This window comes from Pseudomonas sp. P1_F1_2, assembly GCF_056405815.1.
This window is the reverse complement of the sequence record NZ_JBFUBK010000122.1, coordinates 1-17,108: the sequence shown is the minus strand read 5'-3', so window position 1 is coordinate 17,108 and position 17,108 is coordinate 1. Positions and strand designations below refer to the sequence as shown.

General features: G+C 58.1%; 15 protein-coding genes. 4 read left to right on the top strand and 11 right to left on the bottom strand.

Going from position 1 to position 17,108, the window contains the following annotated elements; genetic code table 11:
• The coding region (locus AC1D2P_RS26570) for a hypothetical protein (protein WP_477811677.1) at positions 1-2,698 on the top strand (2,698 nt) is incomplete at its 5' end.
• Between the two features lie 2 nt (positions 2,699-2,700).
• Entirely contained in the window at positions 2,701-3,444 is a 744-nt protein-coding gene (locus AC1D2P_RS26565) for a hypothetical protein (RefSeq protein ID WP_109785749.1), read from the top strand.
• A 50-nt stretch (positions 3,445-3,494) separates the two neighbouring features.
• On the opposite strand, the gene AC1D2P_RS26560 is transcribed toward AC1D2P_RS26565, so the two are convergent.
• The gene (locus AC1D2P_RS26560) at positions 3,495-4,514 is read right to left on the bottom strand and encodes a lysozyme inhibitor LprI family protein (RefSeq protein ID WP_109785748.1); all 1,020 of its coding nucleotides are present in this window, start codon (positions 4,512-4,514) and stop codon (positions 3,495-3,497) included.
• Positions 4,515-4,686: 172 nt separating this feature from the next.
• Positions 4,687-5,067, bottom strand: coding sequence for a DUF6124 family protein (locus AC1D2P_RS26555; RefSeq protein WP_109785771.1), 381 nt, complete (start codon positions 5,065-5,067; stop codon positions 4,687-4,689).
• 483 nt (positions 5,068-5,550) lie between these two features.
• Between AC1D2P_RS26555 and AC1D2P_RS26550 the strand changes: the two genes are divergently transcribed.
• Complete coding sequence (locus AC1D2P_RS26550) at positions 5,551-5,940, top strand: SCP2 sterol-binding domain-containing protein (protein WP_046030699.1); 390 nt, start codon at positions 5,551-5,553, stop codon at positions 5,938-5,940.
• 187 nt (positions 5,941-6,127) lie between these two features.
• Here AC1D2P_RS26550 and AC1D2P_RS26545 read toward each other — a convergent pair whose 3' ends face one another.
• The 6 genes from AC1D2P_RS26545 to exbB all read right to left on the bottom strand — a co-directional run bounded on the left by AC1D2P_RS26545 (position 6,128) and on the right by exbB (position 13,041).
• Positions 6,128-7,528 carry an HDOD domain-containing protein gene (locus tag AC1D2P_RS26545; protein ID WP_477811676.1) on the bottom strand — a complete coding sequence of 467 codons (1,401 nt, stop codon included), beginning with the start codon at positions 7,526-7,528 and terminating at the stop codon, positions 6,128-6,130.
• A 78-nt stretch (positions 7,529-7,606) separates the two neighbouring features.
• Complete coding sequence (gene recG / locus AC1D2P_RS26540; protein WP_109785746.1) at positions 7,607-9,682, bottom strand: ATP-dependent DNA helicase RecG; 2,076 nt, start codon at positions 9,680-9,682, stop codon at positions 7,607-7,609.
• A 9-nt stretch (positions 9,683-9,691) separates the two neighbouring features.
• The gene (locus tag AC1D2P_RS26535; protein ID WP_077431029.1) at positions 9,692-10,621 is read right to left on the bottom strand and encodes a hydrogen peroxide-inducible genes activator; all 930 of its coding nucleotides are present in this window, start codon (positions 10,619-10,621) and stop codon (positions 9,692-9,694) included.
• Positions 10,622-10,891: 270 nt separating this feature from the next.
• Positions 10,892-11,641: an energy transducer TonB family protein gene (locus tag AC1D2P_RS26530; RefSeq protein ID WP_077431030.1), complete on the bottom strand. Its 750-nt coding sequence runs from the start codon at positions 11,639-11,641 to the stop codon at positions 10,892-10,894.
• Positions 11,638-12,066: a TonB system transport protein ExbD gene (exbD, locus tag AC1D2P_RS26525; protein ID WP_046030695.1), complete on the bottom strand. Its 429-nt coding sequence runs from the start codon at positions 12,064-12,066 to the stop codon at positions 11,638-11,640. The genes AC1D2P_RS26530 and exbD overlap by 4 nt, the downstream gene beginning before the upstream one ends.
• A gap of 6 nt (positions 12,067-12,072) precedes the next feature.
• Positions 12,073-13,041, bottom strand: coding sequence for a tonB-system energizer ExbB (exbB, locus tag AC1D2P_RS26520; protein ID WP_477811675.1), 969 nt, complete (start codon positions 13,039-13,041; stop codon positions 12,073-12,075).
• A 190-nt stretch (positions 13,042-13,231) separates the two neighbouring features.
• Between exbB and AC1D2P_RS26515 the strand changes: the two genes are divergently transcribed.
• The gene (locus AC1D2P_RS26515; protein WP_109785744.1) at positions 13,232-14,089 is read left to right on the top strand and encodes an SDR family oxidoreductase; all 858 of its coding nucleotides are present in this window, start codon (positions 13,232-13,234) and stop codon (positions 14,087-14,089) included.
• A 130-nt stretch (positions 14,090-14,219) separates the two neighbouring features.
• On the opposite strand, the gene AC1D2P_RS26510 is transcribed toward AC1D2P_RS26515, so the two are convergent.
• The 3 genes from AC1D2P_RS26510 to AC1D2P_RS26500 form a co-directional block, all read right to left on the bottom strand.
• A complete protein-coding gene (locus AC1D2P_RS26510) occupies positions 14,220-14,960 on the bottom strand; it encodes a hypothetical protein (protein ID WP_046030692.1) in 741 nt (246 codons plus the stop codon).
• Positions 14,961-15,016: 56 nt separating this feature from the next.
• Entirely contained in the window at positions 15,017-15,397 is a 381-nt protein-coding gene (locus tag AC1D2P_RS26505; RefSeq protein ID WP_003229509.1) for a RidA family protein, read from the bottom strand.
• A 25-nt stretch (positions 15,398-15,422) separates the two neighbouring features.
• On the bottom strand, positions 15,423-17,108 hold a 1,686-nt coding region (locus tag AC1D2P_RS26500; protein WP_477811674.1), incomplete at its 5' end, for a RelA/SpoT family protein.

Sequence of the window (17,108 nt, the reverse complement as noted above, 5' to 3'; positions counted from 1 at the left end):
GTACGGGAACCATAGCGGTTACTGGCCGATGCCAGAAAAGTTTTTGCGTCCGAAAGCTATATACAGAACGGGTGCGCAACCGGCGCCAGCGGCGGCTCCTACCCCAGCAACTGCTCCGGTGGGACCTGCCCCCCTGATGAATTTTCAATACCCCTTCCGAAAGGCTGACGGGAAGCAGTTCACTGACGCAGAGGAAGTTTACAAAGCTCTCGAAAATGAGAATTCAGGTCATTACCTGTTGGGTAGCAACAAATTTTGGCATGGCGGCATCCACATCAGCGATGCAAGTGCTCCGCAATGTGTACTCAATGAGCCGGTTCGCTGTATGGCCGATGGTGAGGTCGTTACTTATCGTCTTAACGAAGATTATCTAGAGTCAACTTTCGGCGACAACGAGAAAAAACTGAAGTACTCCAACTCCTTCTGCCTGGTGCGTCACGAATACAAATCGGCGCCGAACGCGGAAGAAGGACCGAACAAGGGCAAGCAAAACAAGCTGAATTTCTACAGCCTCTACATGCACTTATTGCCTCATGCTCGTTACCCGCTAGCTCCTGAAGAAACGCCCGCCAAGAAAGTCACCATGAGAGTCGGTGACTTCAATGCCTATCCGACGGTGCCCACGCCCGGTGTCGTCTCGCAGGCCGACGGAAAACTGGTTAATGGCACTCAACTGGAAATTCTTGAAACGGCCGACAGCGGCGAGCTGACTTATGCCAAAGGCAAAATTCTTTCCGGAAGCGTGAAAAAAGGCTCGGCAAAAACCCGTGGCGTTGGAGATGCGGTCTGGTTCGCTTACCTGAAAAATGGAGAGCCCTACAAAAACACCGCAAATACTCAAATCTGGAAGGAACAGTTGCTGCCTGAGCGACTTCGGCCGAACTATTGGCAAGGAAAGGTTAAAGCGAAGTTGGTGAAGCGCTTGCCGCTATACGACGCGCCTACAGACCCCACTAATGGACAGCCCGCCGGTAGTCCGAAAGGGACGTTGCAGCTGAACGTTGGCAGCGTCATCGAGTTCGACAGCAAAGCGGTGTTGAACCTTGCCGTCGGCAATCAAACGCTGCGCATGGCCGCTTGCACATTAGTGAGTGGTGCGCTTTGGGGGAATGGTGTTGTGCCGCCGACGTTCTGGGCCTGTGTGGAGAACGTACTGCCGAATAAATACGTGAGTTGGGAGACCGTCACGCCCAGCGAATTCGATAGTGTTGTTGCCACCAGCACCGGCATCAAGGCGGGTGACCCGATCGGCTACTTGGGGCAGACGGAAAATCTCACTAGCGAGCAAGGCGGGTCGGACAGTAAATTTCAGGTTCACGTCGAAATATTCACCGCCGAAGCGGAAGTGAAAGATTTCCTCAAAAACCTCGCTGGCCTTAAAACAGGTAAGCAGTACCTGCAATTGCCGACCGGAACGGAGCTTAAGAAAGTAGCCCCAGCAACCGGCACGACACCACTCAAACTTGACCACGCAGTCGATCTCGGCAAGGCCACGGTGATCAAGGTCGGCACGGAAGACTGGTACAACGTTAGCGTCACCGACGACGGTCAACCGGTCAGCGGACTGGTAAAAAAAGCAGGCGCGAAAATTATCACCCAGCACGACTGGGAAAAACTGGGGTTCCAGATTGTTGAAGAAACAAACGCTACGGCGGATGGTTTCCTTGACCCCGAAGACATGCCGCAGTTCTTCAAAGACTTGTTCTCCAAAATTGATACAGACGACGACGGCCAAGTCGATTCAGCTGAGCTCGCGAATGCGGTAAAAAACGCTGAAACACGTTCACGGTGGTCGAAGCTGATCGCTCATCATCCGACTGAGTGGAAGGACAAAGCGGACTCTGCAAAGTGGAGTAAGTTAGATCAGTTGTTGGAGACCTCCCCGAAGACGTTGAAGCATGAAAAAGAGCGTATTAGCAAATATGTTTTTTGGGATGAACTCGCGGGAAAGGGGGCTATCAGCTCTAGCTTGATTTGGCATTTTCATCCGATAGCGTTGCTTGATAATTTCATGAGTCAGTCCGTATACATAGATGTAGAACGATTCGTTGCTATGTATGCCGAACAGCATGCATCTTTCCAAGCTGAATCTCCCGTACTGTCAGCCAAATCGAAGGAAAACCTCAGAGAGATTGTAAAAAACATAAATATATATGTTGATAAAAATAGAGAAATGCTAACGATATATGAGTTGTCATATATGTTCGCAACGGCTAGGCATGAGGCATATAATTACACTATTGCCGAATATTTTAGTGCTGCCCCGGAGATCGGGTCGGTTAGTTATTTCGACAAGTATGATCCCGTTCTTGCAGCTAGTGCTGCGCATAGAGAGAGAGCGATAGGTAACGGAAACACCGTCCAAGGTGACGGTTTTAAATACCGCGGGCGTGGTTTGGTGCACTTGACATGGAAAAACAACTATCAGAAAGCCAAAGATTATTTCGGGATAGATTTTGTTGGAAGTCCTGAAGAGGCCGCTGGATTTAAAAATTCAGTTCCCATTATGATTTGGGGTATGAAAGAGGGTATTTTTACCAATCAAAAATTGGGCACCTATGTAAATAACACCACCAAGGATTATCAAGGCGCTCGTAAAGTTATCAACGGTTCTGATCAGAAGGTTCTGATCGCGAGTTATGCCACTAAATTTGAAGCTATTTTGAGAGCTACATCCGTAGCACCGGAGACTCGATAAGAATGAAAAAGAAAAATCTGTTTGCGTTGTTGTTCATTGGCCTCTCGTTTACCGTATCTGCTGCTGAAAAAGCAACAGTCTCTGCGGGCGACGTTTATGAAGTAGATGAAGCGACTCAGAGCCTTAAAGTTAGCTGGTCGGGCGGAAGCAAAATTGTTGACGGTGTCATTGGCGATAAAGGAGAAGTTACGAGAGACTTCGTTGACTTCAATGGCACTAAAGCTTTGCACTATGAAAACCTGGCATCGAGCACTCCGTTTGAAGCGTACTTTACGCTGAGTAGGCAAGGAGATAATGTCGTCGTTGATTGCATATATGCAAATATTCGTAATGACAGAAACGGTATTCTCATCAACAAAGCTGTTTGTGATCTTAATAGACCGCTAGCCGAGGATTATGAGGAATCGATCTATGAGTTTTCTGACGAGTGGAAGAACGCTACGGGAAAAGTTTCAATAGAGTCTTTGGGCAAGACTCCAGCGGTAGCTTTGAATGTGGATGAGGCTCAGTACAAGGACATTCATTTGGTGAGAACCTATAAATCTAAGGGCGATTTGGTTTCCAAATCTCCGTCAGTTGCTGTTACGCAAGGCAGCATCCGGCATCAGTTTAGCTCTGGCACGATATTTTCTGTCTATAAGGTTAGTGATTTGAAGTCTCCTCGGTATTTAGAGGTGGCAGCAAAAGGTATTGAGGAATCTTTTACACGCTATGATTATGAAGCTTTAAAAGCGTTGTTAAAGTAACCTTGATATTAGATGGAAAAGGGGACAATACGTCCCCTTTCCTTTGGCGCCTACGGCATGTAATCCAGCGGCGCCTTGCGCCAATCGAATTGTTCGGCATACCAGCGTTGAATCGGGCCTGGCAAACGTCCTTTCCAGCCCTGCACGTTAGTGTAGTAGCGCACACGGTAGTTCTGCTTCTGATCGCTGACCAGCACCGCGACCCAAAGTTGAGCGTCGCGCCCACGCATGAGTAGTGCGGCGTTGGGAGGCGGAAGCCCCAATACTCGAATTTTGGCGACTTGAGCCCCCAGGTTGTCTGCGGCTGACTCGTCTACGTAGTAAAACGAGTCACTGGCATCCAGAATGGTTTGATAGTCATCCTTAAGCAATTGCCGAGCTGCGTCGTCTTCTTCTTGCGTGCGGACTAGCCCTAGGGACAGCAGGTCATAGTTCATATTAAGTGGCTGTTCGGATGCGACATAACGTCCACCGAAGGATGCGTCAGTTCCTCGGCATTCACCCACTTGGATGACGTAAAGGAGGCCGGTGCTTGGTGTCATCAGTAACGTGCAATCTTCGCTGCGATAAATACCTTGGGAGCCTTCCAGGTTGAACGTATCAGTCAACGTTCCTGAGCTCATTTTATTAGCCGCTTTTACTGTGAAATCGAATTGTGGCGCGCGCCCGCTTATCTTCCATTCGGCGCTGTCGAATCGCCCATCAGGGATACGTCGCCAAGTCCCTTTCCAGTTGAAAGGTTTACCTGCGTGTTGGAGCGCTACAATCCGCATCAAATAACTGCGTCGCAAGCAATGAAAGTCGGTAGCGCAGTGGTCGCGGTGTTTAATCCACTCGCGTTGATCAGCCTTCAGTGTCACCGTGTCCTTCACTGTCGCCTTTGCCGTTTTCCATACCTGCCCCAATTTACTATCCAGTCCAAGCGTGTATGGGTCAGTACAGATTGCTTTTTCTGTAGGTGTAGCGGCATTGGCGCAGTCGAAACTGTTGGCGGCAGCAACTGTGGTAAAGGCCATACTGGACAGCATCATGGCGTGGATAAGGGTAGAGCGCGGTAAGGCAAAGGGCATCTGGAGAGTCCATTCTGGAAGTGCGGCACTAGTATGCGTAGATGCATGGTGATTTTAAGTATTTTTTGTACCTTTGGAAGTGATCGGTAGTATCAACACTTCATCTCGGAGTACAAATATTACTGATGCATTTGAATGAAGAAGGGGACGTAAAGTCCCCTTCATATTTTTGCTACACCTTCCCTCGATGCACCGCCGGATTCGACGAATCAATATGATCCAGCGCTCGCTCCACCAACAACCGAACCCCATCCGACATTCTGCTGATCGCCAGTGCTACGGAGCGCAGCGTGCCTTCCACATCGTCGGCCAGGTTGGCGGCGATGGCGCTGATGGATAGCAGGTCTTCCGAGGCGTTGGCCAGGAGGGCTTCGGTGTCGATGTCGGGGGAGACGGTGAAGAGGTTGCCTTTGCGAGGCTTGGGCTTCTCGGGCGGTGGGGCGAAATGGTGGTTGAGGGCGCGTTCGGCGGCTTCGTGGAGTTTCTTCGAATCGAGGGATTCGTAGGGGGATGTGTCTTCGTGTTCTGGTGGATTCGGTGTTGGCTTGATCAAAGGTATAAATCCCGTAATTAAGGAGCCGACACCGTTTCGCTTGCACTTCGAAAGAGGTGGCAGCTGTGCATAGGTGTGCAAGACCGGCGGGATTCCCGGCAGACCCGAAGGTCTCCCATACACAACTGCCATAACGGTTCGCGAGCATAGAAAAATGCTCGATGAATTGCCATAACCATTGTGTATCCCGCCGGACTTGCACGTCCGTATCACCGATTTTGCGGCGACCAACAAAGACTATCGGCCGAGCGCAACGCTGCCTAGTTCACGAACAACCCCACGAGTTGAAGGAAACTTCCGATAGCGTCGAGCGTAGAAACACCAAATCTTCCACGCTTTTAAACACAGACGTTTCGTCAATGACTTGGTAGTCATCGGCGTCAAAAAGCGCGTCATCTTCTTCTAACGCATCGCGATGCTGTCGTTATCGTCCGAAGCCGCTACACTGCGCCGGCCGTTCATTTTTCTCTTGAGGCTGTGCGCATGAAATTTCGTTTTCTTCTGTGGATGCTGGGTTTGTTGATGGGTAAGGCCAGCCGGACTAATCCTGCGTTTCAGCAGCAGTTGGGTGACAAGGAATTGGTGTTCCAGTTGCAGACCCTGGACGGGAAGGTGTCGCGGCATTTCTTTGTGAAGGACCAGCGCATTACCAGCAAGTCGGGCGTGTATGCCGAGCCGGCGTTTGCGATTGCGTTTAAAGATGCGGCGTATGGTTTTGCCACGATGCAGGCTAAGAACAAACAGTTGGCGTTTATGCAGGGGATTCAGGACAAGTCGATTCAGATCAAAGGGAATCCGGCGTTGGTGATGTGGTTTCAGGGGTTGACCAAGTATTTGAAGCCTAGGAAGGCTAAAGCCAAGGCGAAGGCTTGAGTGTTGGGTTGGGGCTGTGACGCAGTGCGTCACGGGATGCGTTACCACGCAGAGCGTGGGAACGATCAAGAGTTGAGTGTTTGACCCTGTGGTGATTCAGTTGGATCGGCGGGGGATTCATCGCGGGCAAGCCCGCTCCCACAGGGATCACCTCAATCCTGTGGGAGCGGGCTTGCCCGCGATGCTTTTAGGCCTGGCTGAATTGCGAAGCCAGTTCGCGCAACAGCACTTCAGCCTCAAGCACTTTAGTGACCACGTCGTTGGCTTTTTCGCGGCTCAGGCCGACGCGTTCGAGCAGGGCGTCGGGGATGTCTTCATCCGGGCCGGAGCCGATGCCGCGGCCGCGTAGCAGGCGCACGGACAGGCAGACGAGGTTCGGGTATTCGGCATAGTCGCCGTCGTAGTGCGGGTCGTGCTGGAAGCGCAGGGCGGCGGCGAGTTCGTCGGGCATGTCCCAGTAGCGCATCAGCCACGCGCCGATCTGTTCACGGCTGATGCCCAGCAGGTGTTGCTCGACGTAGCTGTGGCACAGGTGCTGGTTGACTTCCAGATGGCGGCAGATCAGCGAGAAGTGCGGCGGGAAGACGTGGGYCAGCAGCAGGTAGCCGAAGTTGTGCAGCAGGCCGGCGAGGTAGGTCAGGCCGGCTTCCGGGCGCTGGGCGCGCGGCATGGCGCGGGTCAGGCCTTCGATGACGGCGGCGGTGTAGATCGACTGCTGCCAGTACGGCGTGGCGTGTTGCGGGTGGTCTTTGGGCAGGCTCAGGGTTTTGCCCAGGGCCAGGCCCAGCGCGAGGTTGATCACCAGGTCGAAACCCAGGACCCGCACGATCGCATCTTCCACCGAACGAATCTTGCCCGGCGAGGCGTAGTACGGCGACGCGGCCCAGCTGACGACTTGTGCCGCCAGCGCCGGGTCGGTTTCGACGACGCCGGTGATGTCGTCGATGGTGGCGTTGGGGTCGACGCGCAGTTTGATGATTTTCTGCGCGGTCTCGGCCAGCGGCGGAATTTCGATGGTCTCTTCCAGGCGTTGCTGGATGCGTCGCGCGGTGAACGCCTGGACGGCCTGAGTGATTTCCTCGCGGTCATCGTCGGGGCGGTCGAGGTTCGGGCGGATGCGGGTCAGGTTCTCGCCGAAGTTGGCGGCGCTGGCCTTGGTCAGCATGGTCTTGAAATCTTCGCTGGTGATTTCCAGCAGCAAGCCCGGCTCGCCCGAGTTGATCAGCAACTTCGGTTCGCGCAGCAGGCTTTCTTCGTACAGGCACGGCGAACTGGTCAGCGCCGGCAGACCGGGCAGCAGGCTGAGGCTGTGTTTGCCGAGCATCTTCACCAGGCGTTCGGTGGGCACGGCAGTGAGGCGGCGGCCGGTCAGTTCGGCGAGGCGATTGAGGTCCAGCAATTGGCTTTGCGGGAACAGCACCATCAGCGCGCCAACGGCGTCATCCAGCAACACGGCTTGTACTTTGCGCGAGGCGTTCAGGCCGTGGTGGTCCAGCACTTCTTGGTAGGCAATGCCCAATTTGCCCAGCAGCAACCGAATAACAGACGGAGCGTGCAGGGGTTCTGGGGCGAGGGCAGCTTCAGTCATGGTCTGTATCCGTATTCAAACAATCGCAGGAGTATAACCAGCTTGTTTAAAAGCATCGTCCACAAACTGCGACGGTGCTCACACTTGGCCGTATTGCTGCCCATGGCGCAGCCAGCGGTCGAGCAACGGGCTGACGTGGGTCGGCCAACGCTCCAGCAATGCCTGGGCGGCGTCGCGCACGGCGGGCAACAGATCGGCGTCGCGCATCAGGTCGGCGACCTTGAATTGCAGCAGGCCGGTCTGGCGGGTGCCGAGCATTTCGCCGGGGCCGCGCAGTTCGAGATCTTTTTCGGCGATGACAAAACCGTCGTTGGTTTCACGCATGATACCGAGGCGCTGACGGCCGATCTGTGACAGCGGCGGATGGTAGAGCAGCACGCAATGGCTGGCGGCGCTGCCCCGACCGACACGGCCACGCAACTGGTGCAGTTGCGCGAGGCCAAGGCGCTCGGGGTTTTCAATAATCATCAGGCTGGCGTTGGGCACGTCGACGCCAACTTCAATCACGGTAGTGGCGACCAGCAGTTGCAGGTTGCCGGCCTTGAATTCGGCCATCACGGCGGCTTTTTCCACAGGCTTCATGCGACCGTGGATCAGCCCGACCTTCAACTCGCCGAGGGCGGCGGTGAGGTCTTCGTAAGTGGTTTCGGCGGCCTGACAGGTCAGCTCTTCCGATTCTTCAATCAGCGTGCACACCCAATAGGCCTGGCGCCCTTCCGCGCAGGCGCCGCGTACCCGTTCGATGACTTCGACGCGCCGGGTATCGGTGATCAGCACGGTGTTGACCGGCGTTCGACCGGGCGGCAGTTCGTCGAGGATCGAGGTGTCGAGGTCGGCGTAGGCGCTCATGGCCAGCGTACGGGGGATCGGTGTGGCGGTCATGATCAACTGATGCGGGCACATCCGCCCGCCGACGCCTTTCTGCCGCAACGCCAGGCGCTGCTGCACGCCGAAGCGGTGTTGTTCGTCGATGATCACCAGCGCGAGGTTCTTGAACTGCACTTCGTCCTGGAACAGCGCGTGGGTGCCGACCACCATCGGTGTGCCGCCAGCGATTTGTTCCAGCGCAGCGACGCGGTTCTTGCCCTTGAGCTTGCCGGCCAGCCACGCGACTTCAATGCCCAGCGGTTCGAGCCAGCGCTTGAAGGTGATGAAGTGCTGTTCGGCGAGGATTTCGGTGGGCGCCATCAGCGCCACCTGATAACCGGCCTCCAACGCTTGCAGYGCGGCGAGGGCGGCGACCACGGTTTTACCGGCGCCAACGTCGCCCTGAATCAGGCGCAGCATCGGTTCGTGCTGGCTCAGGTCGTAAGCGATTTCGTTGCCGACTCGTTGCTGTGCGCCGGTGGGTGCGAAGCCGAGATTGGCCAGGTACTTGGCCGGAAGCGTTGTGGCTTTGCGCATGGCCGGTGCGCGCAGGGAGCGCATGCTCTCGCGCAGCCGCTGCTGGGACAGTTGATGGGTCAGCAGTTCTTCGAAGGCCAGGCGGTGCTGCGCCCAGTGATGACCGAGGGCGAGTTCGTCGACGTCGGCATCGGCGGGCGGGTGATGCAGGTAGCGGATTGCGTCGGCCAGCGGCGCGAGTTGATAGTCCCGCGCCAGTTCGGTTGGCAGCCAGTCGGGCAGGCTGGTCGGGCCGAGCATTGTCAGGGTTTGCATGCACAACTGGCGCAAACGCTGTTGGGTCAGGCCTTCGGTGAGCGGGTACACCGGGGTCAGGGTTTCATCCACCGGCGGCGGTTCGTCGCCGGTAATGGCGCGGTATTCCGGGTGGTAGATTTCCAGCCCCGAGGCACCGGGCCGGGCTTCGCCGTAGCAGCGAATCCGCGTGCCGCGTTTGAGGCCTTCTTTCTGTGCGTTGCTGAAATGGTAGAAGCGCAGGCTGAGCCCGCCGGTGCCGTCCTGCAGGCGTACAACGAGACTGCGGCGACGGCCCATGACCACGTCGGCGCCGCTGACGGTGCCTTCGATCACGGCGTCTTGCCCCGGTCGCAAATGGCCGATCGGGACCACACGGGTGCGGTCCTGATAGCGCAGGGGCAGGTGAAACAGCACGTCCTGAAGATTCTCCAGGCCGACCTTGGCCAGCTTCTCGGCCATGGCCTCGCCGACACCCTTGAGTGCCGTCACCGACACTTGCGACAACTCGGTCATGACAGCAACTTACGCCGCCACCACCGGCACGGACGGCTTGGCCACCGAGCACAGGCGAATGGAGTCAGCGAGGATTTCAATCGCCTTCGGGCGCGGGAAGCTGGCGCGCCAGGCGATGGCCACGGTGCGGAACGGCACCGGCGGCGTCAGTGGACGCACTTCGATCACGCCGGGGGCGTAGTGATGGCTATCGACGGCCGACAGCGGCAGGATCGAGATGCCGAGGCCGGACGCGACCATGTGGCGGATGGTTTCCAGGGAGCTGGATTCCACCGTGGTGTGCTTGGCGCCGTCGTTGCCTTTGGTCAGGGTCGGGCAGGCTTCCAGTACCTGATCGCGGAAGCAGTGGCCTTCGCCGAGCAGCAGCAGGCTCTTGTCGTTGAGCAGGCTGGCGTCGATGGAGTCTTTTTGTGTCCACGGGTGCTGGGCCGGCATCAGGACGTAGAACGGTTCGTCGTAGAGCGGCAGGGTCAGCACGTCGGCTTCGTTGAACGGCAGGGCGATGATGATCGCGTCGAGCTCGCCGTTGCGCAGTTTGTCGCGCAGCACGTGGGTGAAGTTTTCTTCGATGTACAACGGCATCTGCGGGGCGACCCGGTGCAGTTGCGGAATCAGGTGCGGGAACAGGTACGGGCCGACGGTGTAGATGGCGCCGACTTTCAGCGGGGCGGTCAGCTGGTTTTTGCCGGCCTGGGCCAGTTCGCGGATGCCTTGGGCTTGTTCCAGGACTTTCTGCGCCTGGGCCACGATGCCTTCGCCGACCGGGGTCAGGCGCACGGCACTCTTGCTGCGCTCGAAAATCAGCACACCGAGTTCGTCTTCAAGCTTTTTCACGCCCACCGACAGGGTCGGCTGGCTGACGTGGCAACGCTCGGCCGCGTGGCCGAAGTGCTGCTCTTGGGCGAGGGTAACGATGTAGCGTAATTCTGTGAGAGTCATAGCAAGCGTCCATGAAGTTGCGCGCCAAGCATAACGGCTGCAATCGATAGACGCACGTTATCAGAGTGAGTGTGTTGAGTGACACCGGGTAATGCAGGTTTGCCGCTGGCAGATACGCAAMAGGCACCTTTCGGGTGCCTTTGCTGGCTGTTGCATAACCGTGTAGGAGCCGAGCTTGCTCGCGATGAGGCGATAACATTCAGCATCATCGTTGACAGCTATACCGCTATCGCGAGCAAGCTCGGCTCCTACAAGGAATTTGCGTTTGGCTTAACGGCGGCGTTTTTCCAGCGAGTACAGGAACGGTGCCGTGATTTCGATGGTGCCGTTGGTGAGCATGTCGGCCGGTGGCTTGGGCAGCGGTTGGGCGCGGCGGATCATTTCCAGGGTCGCCCGGTCCAGATCGGCAGTGCCGGAGCGGCCCACCAGCTCGAACGACAACACGTTGCCTTCACCATCCACGACGAAGCGCAGACGGTTGGTGCCTTCCTTGCCCCGCTGCTGCGCACTGGCCGGGTACTTTTTGTACTTGCCCAGGTGAGCAAGCAAAGTGCCTTCCCAGCTGGCTTTGGCAGCCTGCTGTGCGGGCGATGGACCCGGTGCCGGTTGTGCGGATTTCTCGGTCGGTGCCTGGGTCGGCTGCGCGTCGCTCGGTTTTTCCTCGGACGGTTTTTCCTTCGGCGGCTCCGGCTTTTTCTCCACAGGCTTGGGCGGTTGCGGCTTGGGCTTGGGTTTGACCGGCTTGGGCACGGCAATCTCGGCCTTCGGCGCTTCAGCGAGCTTCGGGATCGGCAGTTCTTCCACCGGGGCCGGTGGCTGTGGCGGTGTGACGACCTTGGGCGGTGCAGGCGGTGGCGGTGCCGGGACCGGTGCCAACTCGACCAGCATTGCCTGCGGTGGCAATTGGATCGGCGGGCGCGACGTCCAGTTCAGCGCCAGCGCGATGGCCAGTGCGTGAACGCCCAGCACCACGGCCAGGCTACCGCTGTAACGCGTCAGCTTATGGCGCGTCGTGGTCATTTCTTGACTGCCGACTCAAGCCCGACCAGACCGACCTTCAGGTAACCGGCTGAACGCAGGTTGTCCATCACGCTCATCAGGTCGCCGTAATCCACGCCTTTATCGGCCTGGAAGAAGATCGTCGTGTCTTTCTTGCCCTTGGTCTTGGCGTCGAGTGTGGCGCCGAGTGCCTCGGCCTTCACTTCGTCTTCGCCGAGGAACAGGCGCTGGTCAGCCTTGACGCTCAGGAATACCGGCTTCTCCGGCCGTGGCGCCGGCTTGGCGGTGGAGGCGGGCAGGTCAACCTTGATGTCCACGGTGGCCAGCGGCGCTGCCACCATGAAGATGATCAACAGCACCAGCATCACGTCGATAAACGGCGTGACGTTGATTTCGTGGTTCTCGGCCAGATCGTCGTCTGCGCCTTCTTTCAAATGCAAGCCCATGGCTGATTACCCTACTTTGACCATGTGCGGTTGCGTGGAACGCTCGGTGGTCGGYAGGTGATCGAGGTCACGGCTGACCAGCAGCAGGACTTCAGCCGAGGCATCGGACACTTGGGCCTTGTAACCGGCGATGGAGCGGGCGAAGACGTTGTAGATGACAACGGCCGGGATCGCGGCAACCAGGCCCAGCGCGGTCGCCAGCAGGGCTTCGGCGATGCCGGGAGCCACAACAGCGAGGTTGGTGGTCTGGGTTTTGGCGATGCCGATGAAGCTGTTCATGATGCCCCATAYGGTGCCGAACAGACCCACGAACGGCGCGGTGGAACCGATGGTGGCGAGGACGCCGGTGCCGCTGCTCATGTTGCGACCACAGGCGGCCACCAGGCGCTCAAGACGGAAGGCAACACGTTCCTTGATGCCTTCTTTCTCGCGGCTGTTGACCGACAGGCGCATTTCTTCCAGGGCGTCGTGGACCAGCAGGTTGGCGAGGGTGCCTTCCTTGGTCGCCGAAGCGCTGGCTTCTCTGAGCGTGGTGGCTTTTTTCAGGTGGACGATTTCGGTGCGCAGACGACGCTTGGCGCCTATCAGCTCCAGACCCTTGGCGATCCAGATCGTCCAGGTGATGATCGAGGCAATGGCCAGGCCGATCATCACGATTTTCACGATGATGTCGGCGTTCTGGTACATGCCCCATGGCGACAGGTCGTGGGCCATGCCCAGGGTGTTGTCGGCTTCGAGCACTTCAGGAACGTCTGCAGCGTCAACAGCCTGAACCGGATCGGTCGCGGCAGGAGCGGCGGCCGGGGCTGCGTGATCGGCTGGCGCGGGTGCTACGGCGGCGGCCGGAGTGGCTGGCACTTGTGCATCAGCGAAGGCGGCGGTCGGCGCCAGCATCACGCTCAGCAACAGAGCGGCCACTGCACTCCAGGCGCGAGGGCGTTTGGTTGGCGAAGCGGGGAATTGATTGCGTGTCATGCTGGCCGGACCTGAGAGAATAAAGACGGTGAGTGTTCTTCCAGGCCTCGAGGGGCCGAGAACAAAAGTGGCGTGCATTATTGCAAGTAATTCTTGTTAACAAAAGTAATAGAGTCTCTTTTTTTCCTGCATTGCTAGCCGCTCGTCCTGTACCGGCGGTAGTCTGTGGCTTTCCGATGGGAGTTTTCTGATGTCCGCACCCTCTGTTCTGATCGCCGGTTGCGGTGATGTCGGCAGCCGCTTGGCCACCCAACTGCTGGTTTCGGGGTGGGAGGTTCACGGCTTGCGGCGTGATGTCTCGCGCTTGCCCGAGGGTGTGATTGGCGTGGCCGGCGACTTGTTCAACAAGGATTGCCCCGCGACCTGGCCAATCGGTGCGGTGGATTACCTGGTGTATTGCGCGGCTGCGACCGATCACGATGAAGCCGGTTACCGCGCCGCTTATGTCCAGGGTTTGAAGCATGTTCTGGAGTGGCTGGACGACTATGGGCAGGCACCTAAACGCCTGTTGTTCGTATCCAGCAGCAGTGTGTACGGCCAGCAGCAAGGTGAATGGATCGATGAGACTTCGCCAGCCGCGGCGGTCGGCTATTCCGGGCAGGTGATGCTTGAAGCCGAGCAAGTGGCCCTGAACAGTGGCATCCCGGCCAGTATCGTGCGCTTGACCGGCATCTACGGCCCGGGCCGTGAATGGTTGCTGACTCAGGTTCGCCGCGGTTATCGCGTGGTGACCGAGCCGCCGTTGTACGCCAATCGCATCCATGCCGACGATGCGGCAGGGCTGCTGGCGTGTCTGCTTGAAGCGGACCACCGCGGCGTGGTGCTGGATGACGTGTACATCGGCGTCGACGATGCGCCGGCAGCGCTGGCGGATGTGGTGGGCTGGTTGCGCGAATATCTGGGCGTTACCGAATGGGCAGAAGACGCCAGCGTGCGCCGCACCGGCAGCAAGCGTTGCAGCAACGCCCGGGCGAAGGCGTTGGGCTGGACGCCGAAGTATCCGAGTTATCGCGAGGGTTATGCCGCGATCCTTGAGGGCCAGGGCTAACGCCACATACAACTGTGGGAGCGGGCTTGCCCGCGATGGCGGCGTAACAGTCAACCTGGATGTTGAATGTTATGACCTCATCGCGGGCAAGCCCGCTCCCACAGGGTTATCTTTTGGCTTCAGATCCGGGTTACTGCTTTTCCAGCACCCACTTGCGATCACCCGGCGTGAACGAAGGCATCTCGTCCGCCTGTGCCGCGTTCATCGTCTGGAAAATCTCCAGTTCGTCACCCTTGCGGGCGAAGATCCAGGTATTGCCCTGACCGTTCAGCTGCAACCAGATGTTGTCGTTGCCGCCGCTCATCGACGCGCAATCACCGGCCAGGCACAGGGCATAGCGGTCTGCGCCGGGCAGGCCGGCAACCTGGCCGTCCGCCTGGAATTGCACGGTATTGCCTTCGCCGGGGCCGCTGACGATTTTCCAGCTGCCGCCCATGTAGGCCGAGTACAGCGAACGTTCGAAGCTCGCGCCAATCGGTGCGCCCTCCGGAACCTGAATCTGCGCGCGGTCGAAGACTTGCGCAGGCTCATTGTCACTGGCGATCTGGCTCAGTCGCTTGCCGTCACGCTTCAGCTCGCTGGCGGAGCTGCCATAAAAGTCGACTTTCCAGGCGCCGGACTGTTCGCCCAGCAGCTTGCCTTCGACATTTTCAAATCCGTTGGTGTAGCGGGCCTGTCCGGCCTTGGTGTTGATGTCCCATTCCAGGTTCGGACCATAGGCCTGGAGCGCTTCACGCAGGGGGCCGCCTTTGGCTGCAGCGTCGATCGCCACCTGATTGATCCAGGTGCCGCTGACGTCACGGTCGGCAGGGTTGCTGGCACAACCGCCCAAGAGTAGGGCGACCAGCGAGAGAGCTAGCGCTTGGCGCATGGTGGAATCCTTTCAAAACAAGATCGGCGCAGCCTTTTGGGGCTGCGCCGTGCGTATTACTCGATGACCAGAATGGCGTCCATCTCAACCTGCGAACCCTTTGGCAGGGCAGCTACGCCGATGGCGGCGCGAGCAGGGTAAGGCTGGTCAAAGTACTTGCCCATGATCTCGTTGACCTTGGCGAAGTGGCTCAGGTCGGTGAGGAAGATGTTCAGTTTGACGATGTCCTTGAACGAACCGCCAGCCGCTTCGGCCACGGCCTTGAGGTTCTCGAACACCTGGACGGTCTGGGCTTCGAAGCCTTCAACCAGTTCCATGGTTTTTGGGTCCAGAGGAATTTGACCCGACATGTAAACAGTGTTGCCAGCCTTGATCGCCTGGGAGTATGTACCGATAGCGGCCGGGGCCTTGTCGCTGGTGATAACAGTCTTGGTCATGAATGACTCCTTGTAATAGTGGGCTTTACGCACGCATGCGGGTGATGCGGATCACCCCGGTCAAGGCACGCAGTTTCTTGATCACGCGGGCCAGATGCACGCGGTCGTGCACGCTGACTACCAGTTGGACCACGCTGATACGACCGTCGCGTTCGTCCATGCTGATTTTTTCTATGTTGCCGTCGGCCGCATTGACGCTGCTGGCCAGCAGCGCGATCAGGCCGCGCTGGTGTTCCAGTTCGACGCGCAACTCGACGTTGAATTCGCCGGTGACATCCTTGGCCCACGAGAGCTGGATGCATTTTTCCGGGTTGTGGCGGATTTCGCTGATGTTGCGGCAGTTGTCCAGGTGCACGACCATGCCTTTGCCCGCTGACAGGTGACCGACAATCGGGTCTCCCGGGATCGGTGTGCAGCACTTGGCGTAGCTGAGTACCAGACCTTCGGTGCCGCGAATCGCCAGCGGGCCTTCCGGGCTTGGCAGCTGCTCGCCTTCGCCAAGCAGGCGGCGGGCGACCACATAAGCCATGCGATTGCCCAGGCCGATGTCTTCGAGCAGGTCTTCGATCAGTTCGAGGCGGTACTCGGTGAGCATCGCCTTGACGCGCTCGGCCGCAACTTTTTCCAGCGAGCTGTCGAAGCCGTTCAAGACTTTGTTCAGCAGGCGTTCGCCCAGGCTGATGGATTCGGAGCGGCGTTGCAGTTTCAGCGCATGGCGGATGTGCGTGCGCGCCTTGCCGGTGACTACAAAGTTGAGCCATGCCGGGTTCGGACGTGCGCCGGGGGCGCTGACGATCTCGACCGTGGAGCCGCTTTGCAGCGGTTCGGACAGCGGTGCGAGACGACGATTGATCCGACAGGCGATGCAGCTGTTGCCCACGTCGGTATGCACCGCGTAAGCGAAGTCGACCGCCGAGGAGCCTTTGGGCAGCTCCATGATCCGGCCTTTGGGCGTGAACACGTAGACCTCGTCCGGGAACAGGTCGATCTTCACGCTTTCGATGAATTCCAGCGAGTTGCCGGCGCGTTGCTGCATTTCGAGCACGCCTTTGACCCACTGGCGGGCGCGGGCATGCGTGCCTTTTGGCTGTTCGTCGCCGCTGGATTTGTACAGCCAATGGGCGGCGATGCCGTTGTTGGCCATCTCTTCCATTTCACGGGTGCGGATCTGGATCTCGATCGGTACACCGTGCATGCCGAACAGCGTGGTGTGCAGCGACTGGTAGCCGTTGGCCTTGGGGATTGCGATGTAATCCTTGAAGCGCCCCGGCAACGGTTTGTACAAATTATGCACAGCACCCAACACGCGGTAGCAGGTGTCGACCTTGTCGACGATGATCCGGAACGCGTAGACGTCCATGATCTCGTTGAAGGCCCGACGCTTGCCGCGCATTTTCTTGTAGATGCCGTAGAGGTGTTTCTGGCGACCGCTGACCTCGCCCTGAATGCCGTCGATGGCCAGGCAGTGGCTGAGGGACTCTTCGATCTTGTTGACGATTTCCTTGCGGTTGCCCCGGGCGCGTTTGACCGCCTGGTTGATCCGCGCGGAACGCATCGGGTGCATGGCCTTGAAGCCGAGGTCTTCGAATTCTATGCGGATGGCGTGCATGCCCAGCCGGTTGGCGATGGGCGCATAGATTTCCAGGGTTTCCTTGGCGATCCGTCGGCGTTTTTCGCCGGACAGCACTTCCAGGGTCCGCATGTTGTGCAG

What these genes read in the sequence shown, in the direction of transcription:
- AC1D2P_RS26565 (WP_109785749.1), top strand. Translation starts at nt 2,701, where the DNA reads ATGAAAAAGAAAAATCTGTTTGCGTTGTTGTTCATTGGCCTCTCGTTT.
- AC1D2P_RS26560 (WP_109785748.1), bottom strand. Translation starts at nt 4,514, where the DNA reads ATGCCCTTTGCCTTACCGCGCTCTACCCTTATCCACGCCATGATGCTG.
- AC1D2P_RS26550 (WP_046030699.1), top strand. Translation starts at nt 5,551, where the DNA reads ATGAAATTTCGTTTTCTTCTGTGGATGCTGGGTTTGTTGATGGGTAAG.
- AC1D2P_RS26535 (WP_077431029.1), bottom strand. Translation starts at nt 10,621, where the DNA reads ATGACTCTCACAGAATTACGCTACATCGTTACCCTCGCCCAAGAGCAG.
- AC1D2P_RS26530 (WP_077431030.1), bottom strand. Translation starts at nt 11,641, where the DNA reads ATGACCACGACGCGCCATAAGCTGACGCGTTACAGCGGTAGCCTGGCC.
- exbD (WP_046030695.1), bottom strand. Translation starts at nt 12,066, where the DNA reads ATGGGCTTGCATTTGAAAGAAGGCGCAGACGACGATCTGGCCGAGAAC.
- AC1D2P_RS26515 (WP_109785744.1), top strand. Translation starts at nt 13,232, where the DNA reads ATGTCCGCACCCTCTGTTCTGATCGCCGGTTGCGGTGATGTCGGCAGC.
- AC1D2P_RS26510 (WP_046030692.1), bottom strand. Translation starts at nt 14,960, where the DNA reads ATGCGCCAAGCGCTAGCTCTCTCGCTGGTCGCCCTACTCTTGGGCGGT.
- AC1D2P_RS26505 (WP_003229509.1), bottom strand. Translation starts at nt 15,397, where the DNA reads ATGACCAAGACTGTTATCACCAGCGACAAGGCCCCGGCCGCTATCGGT.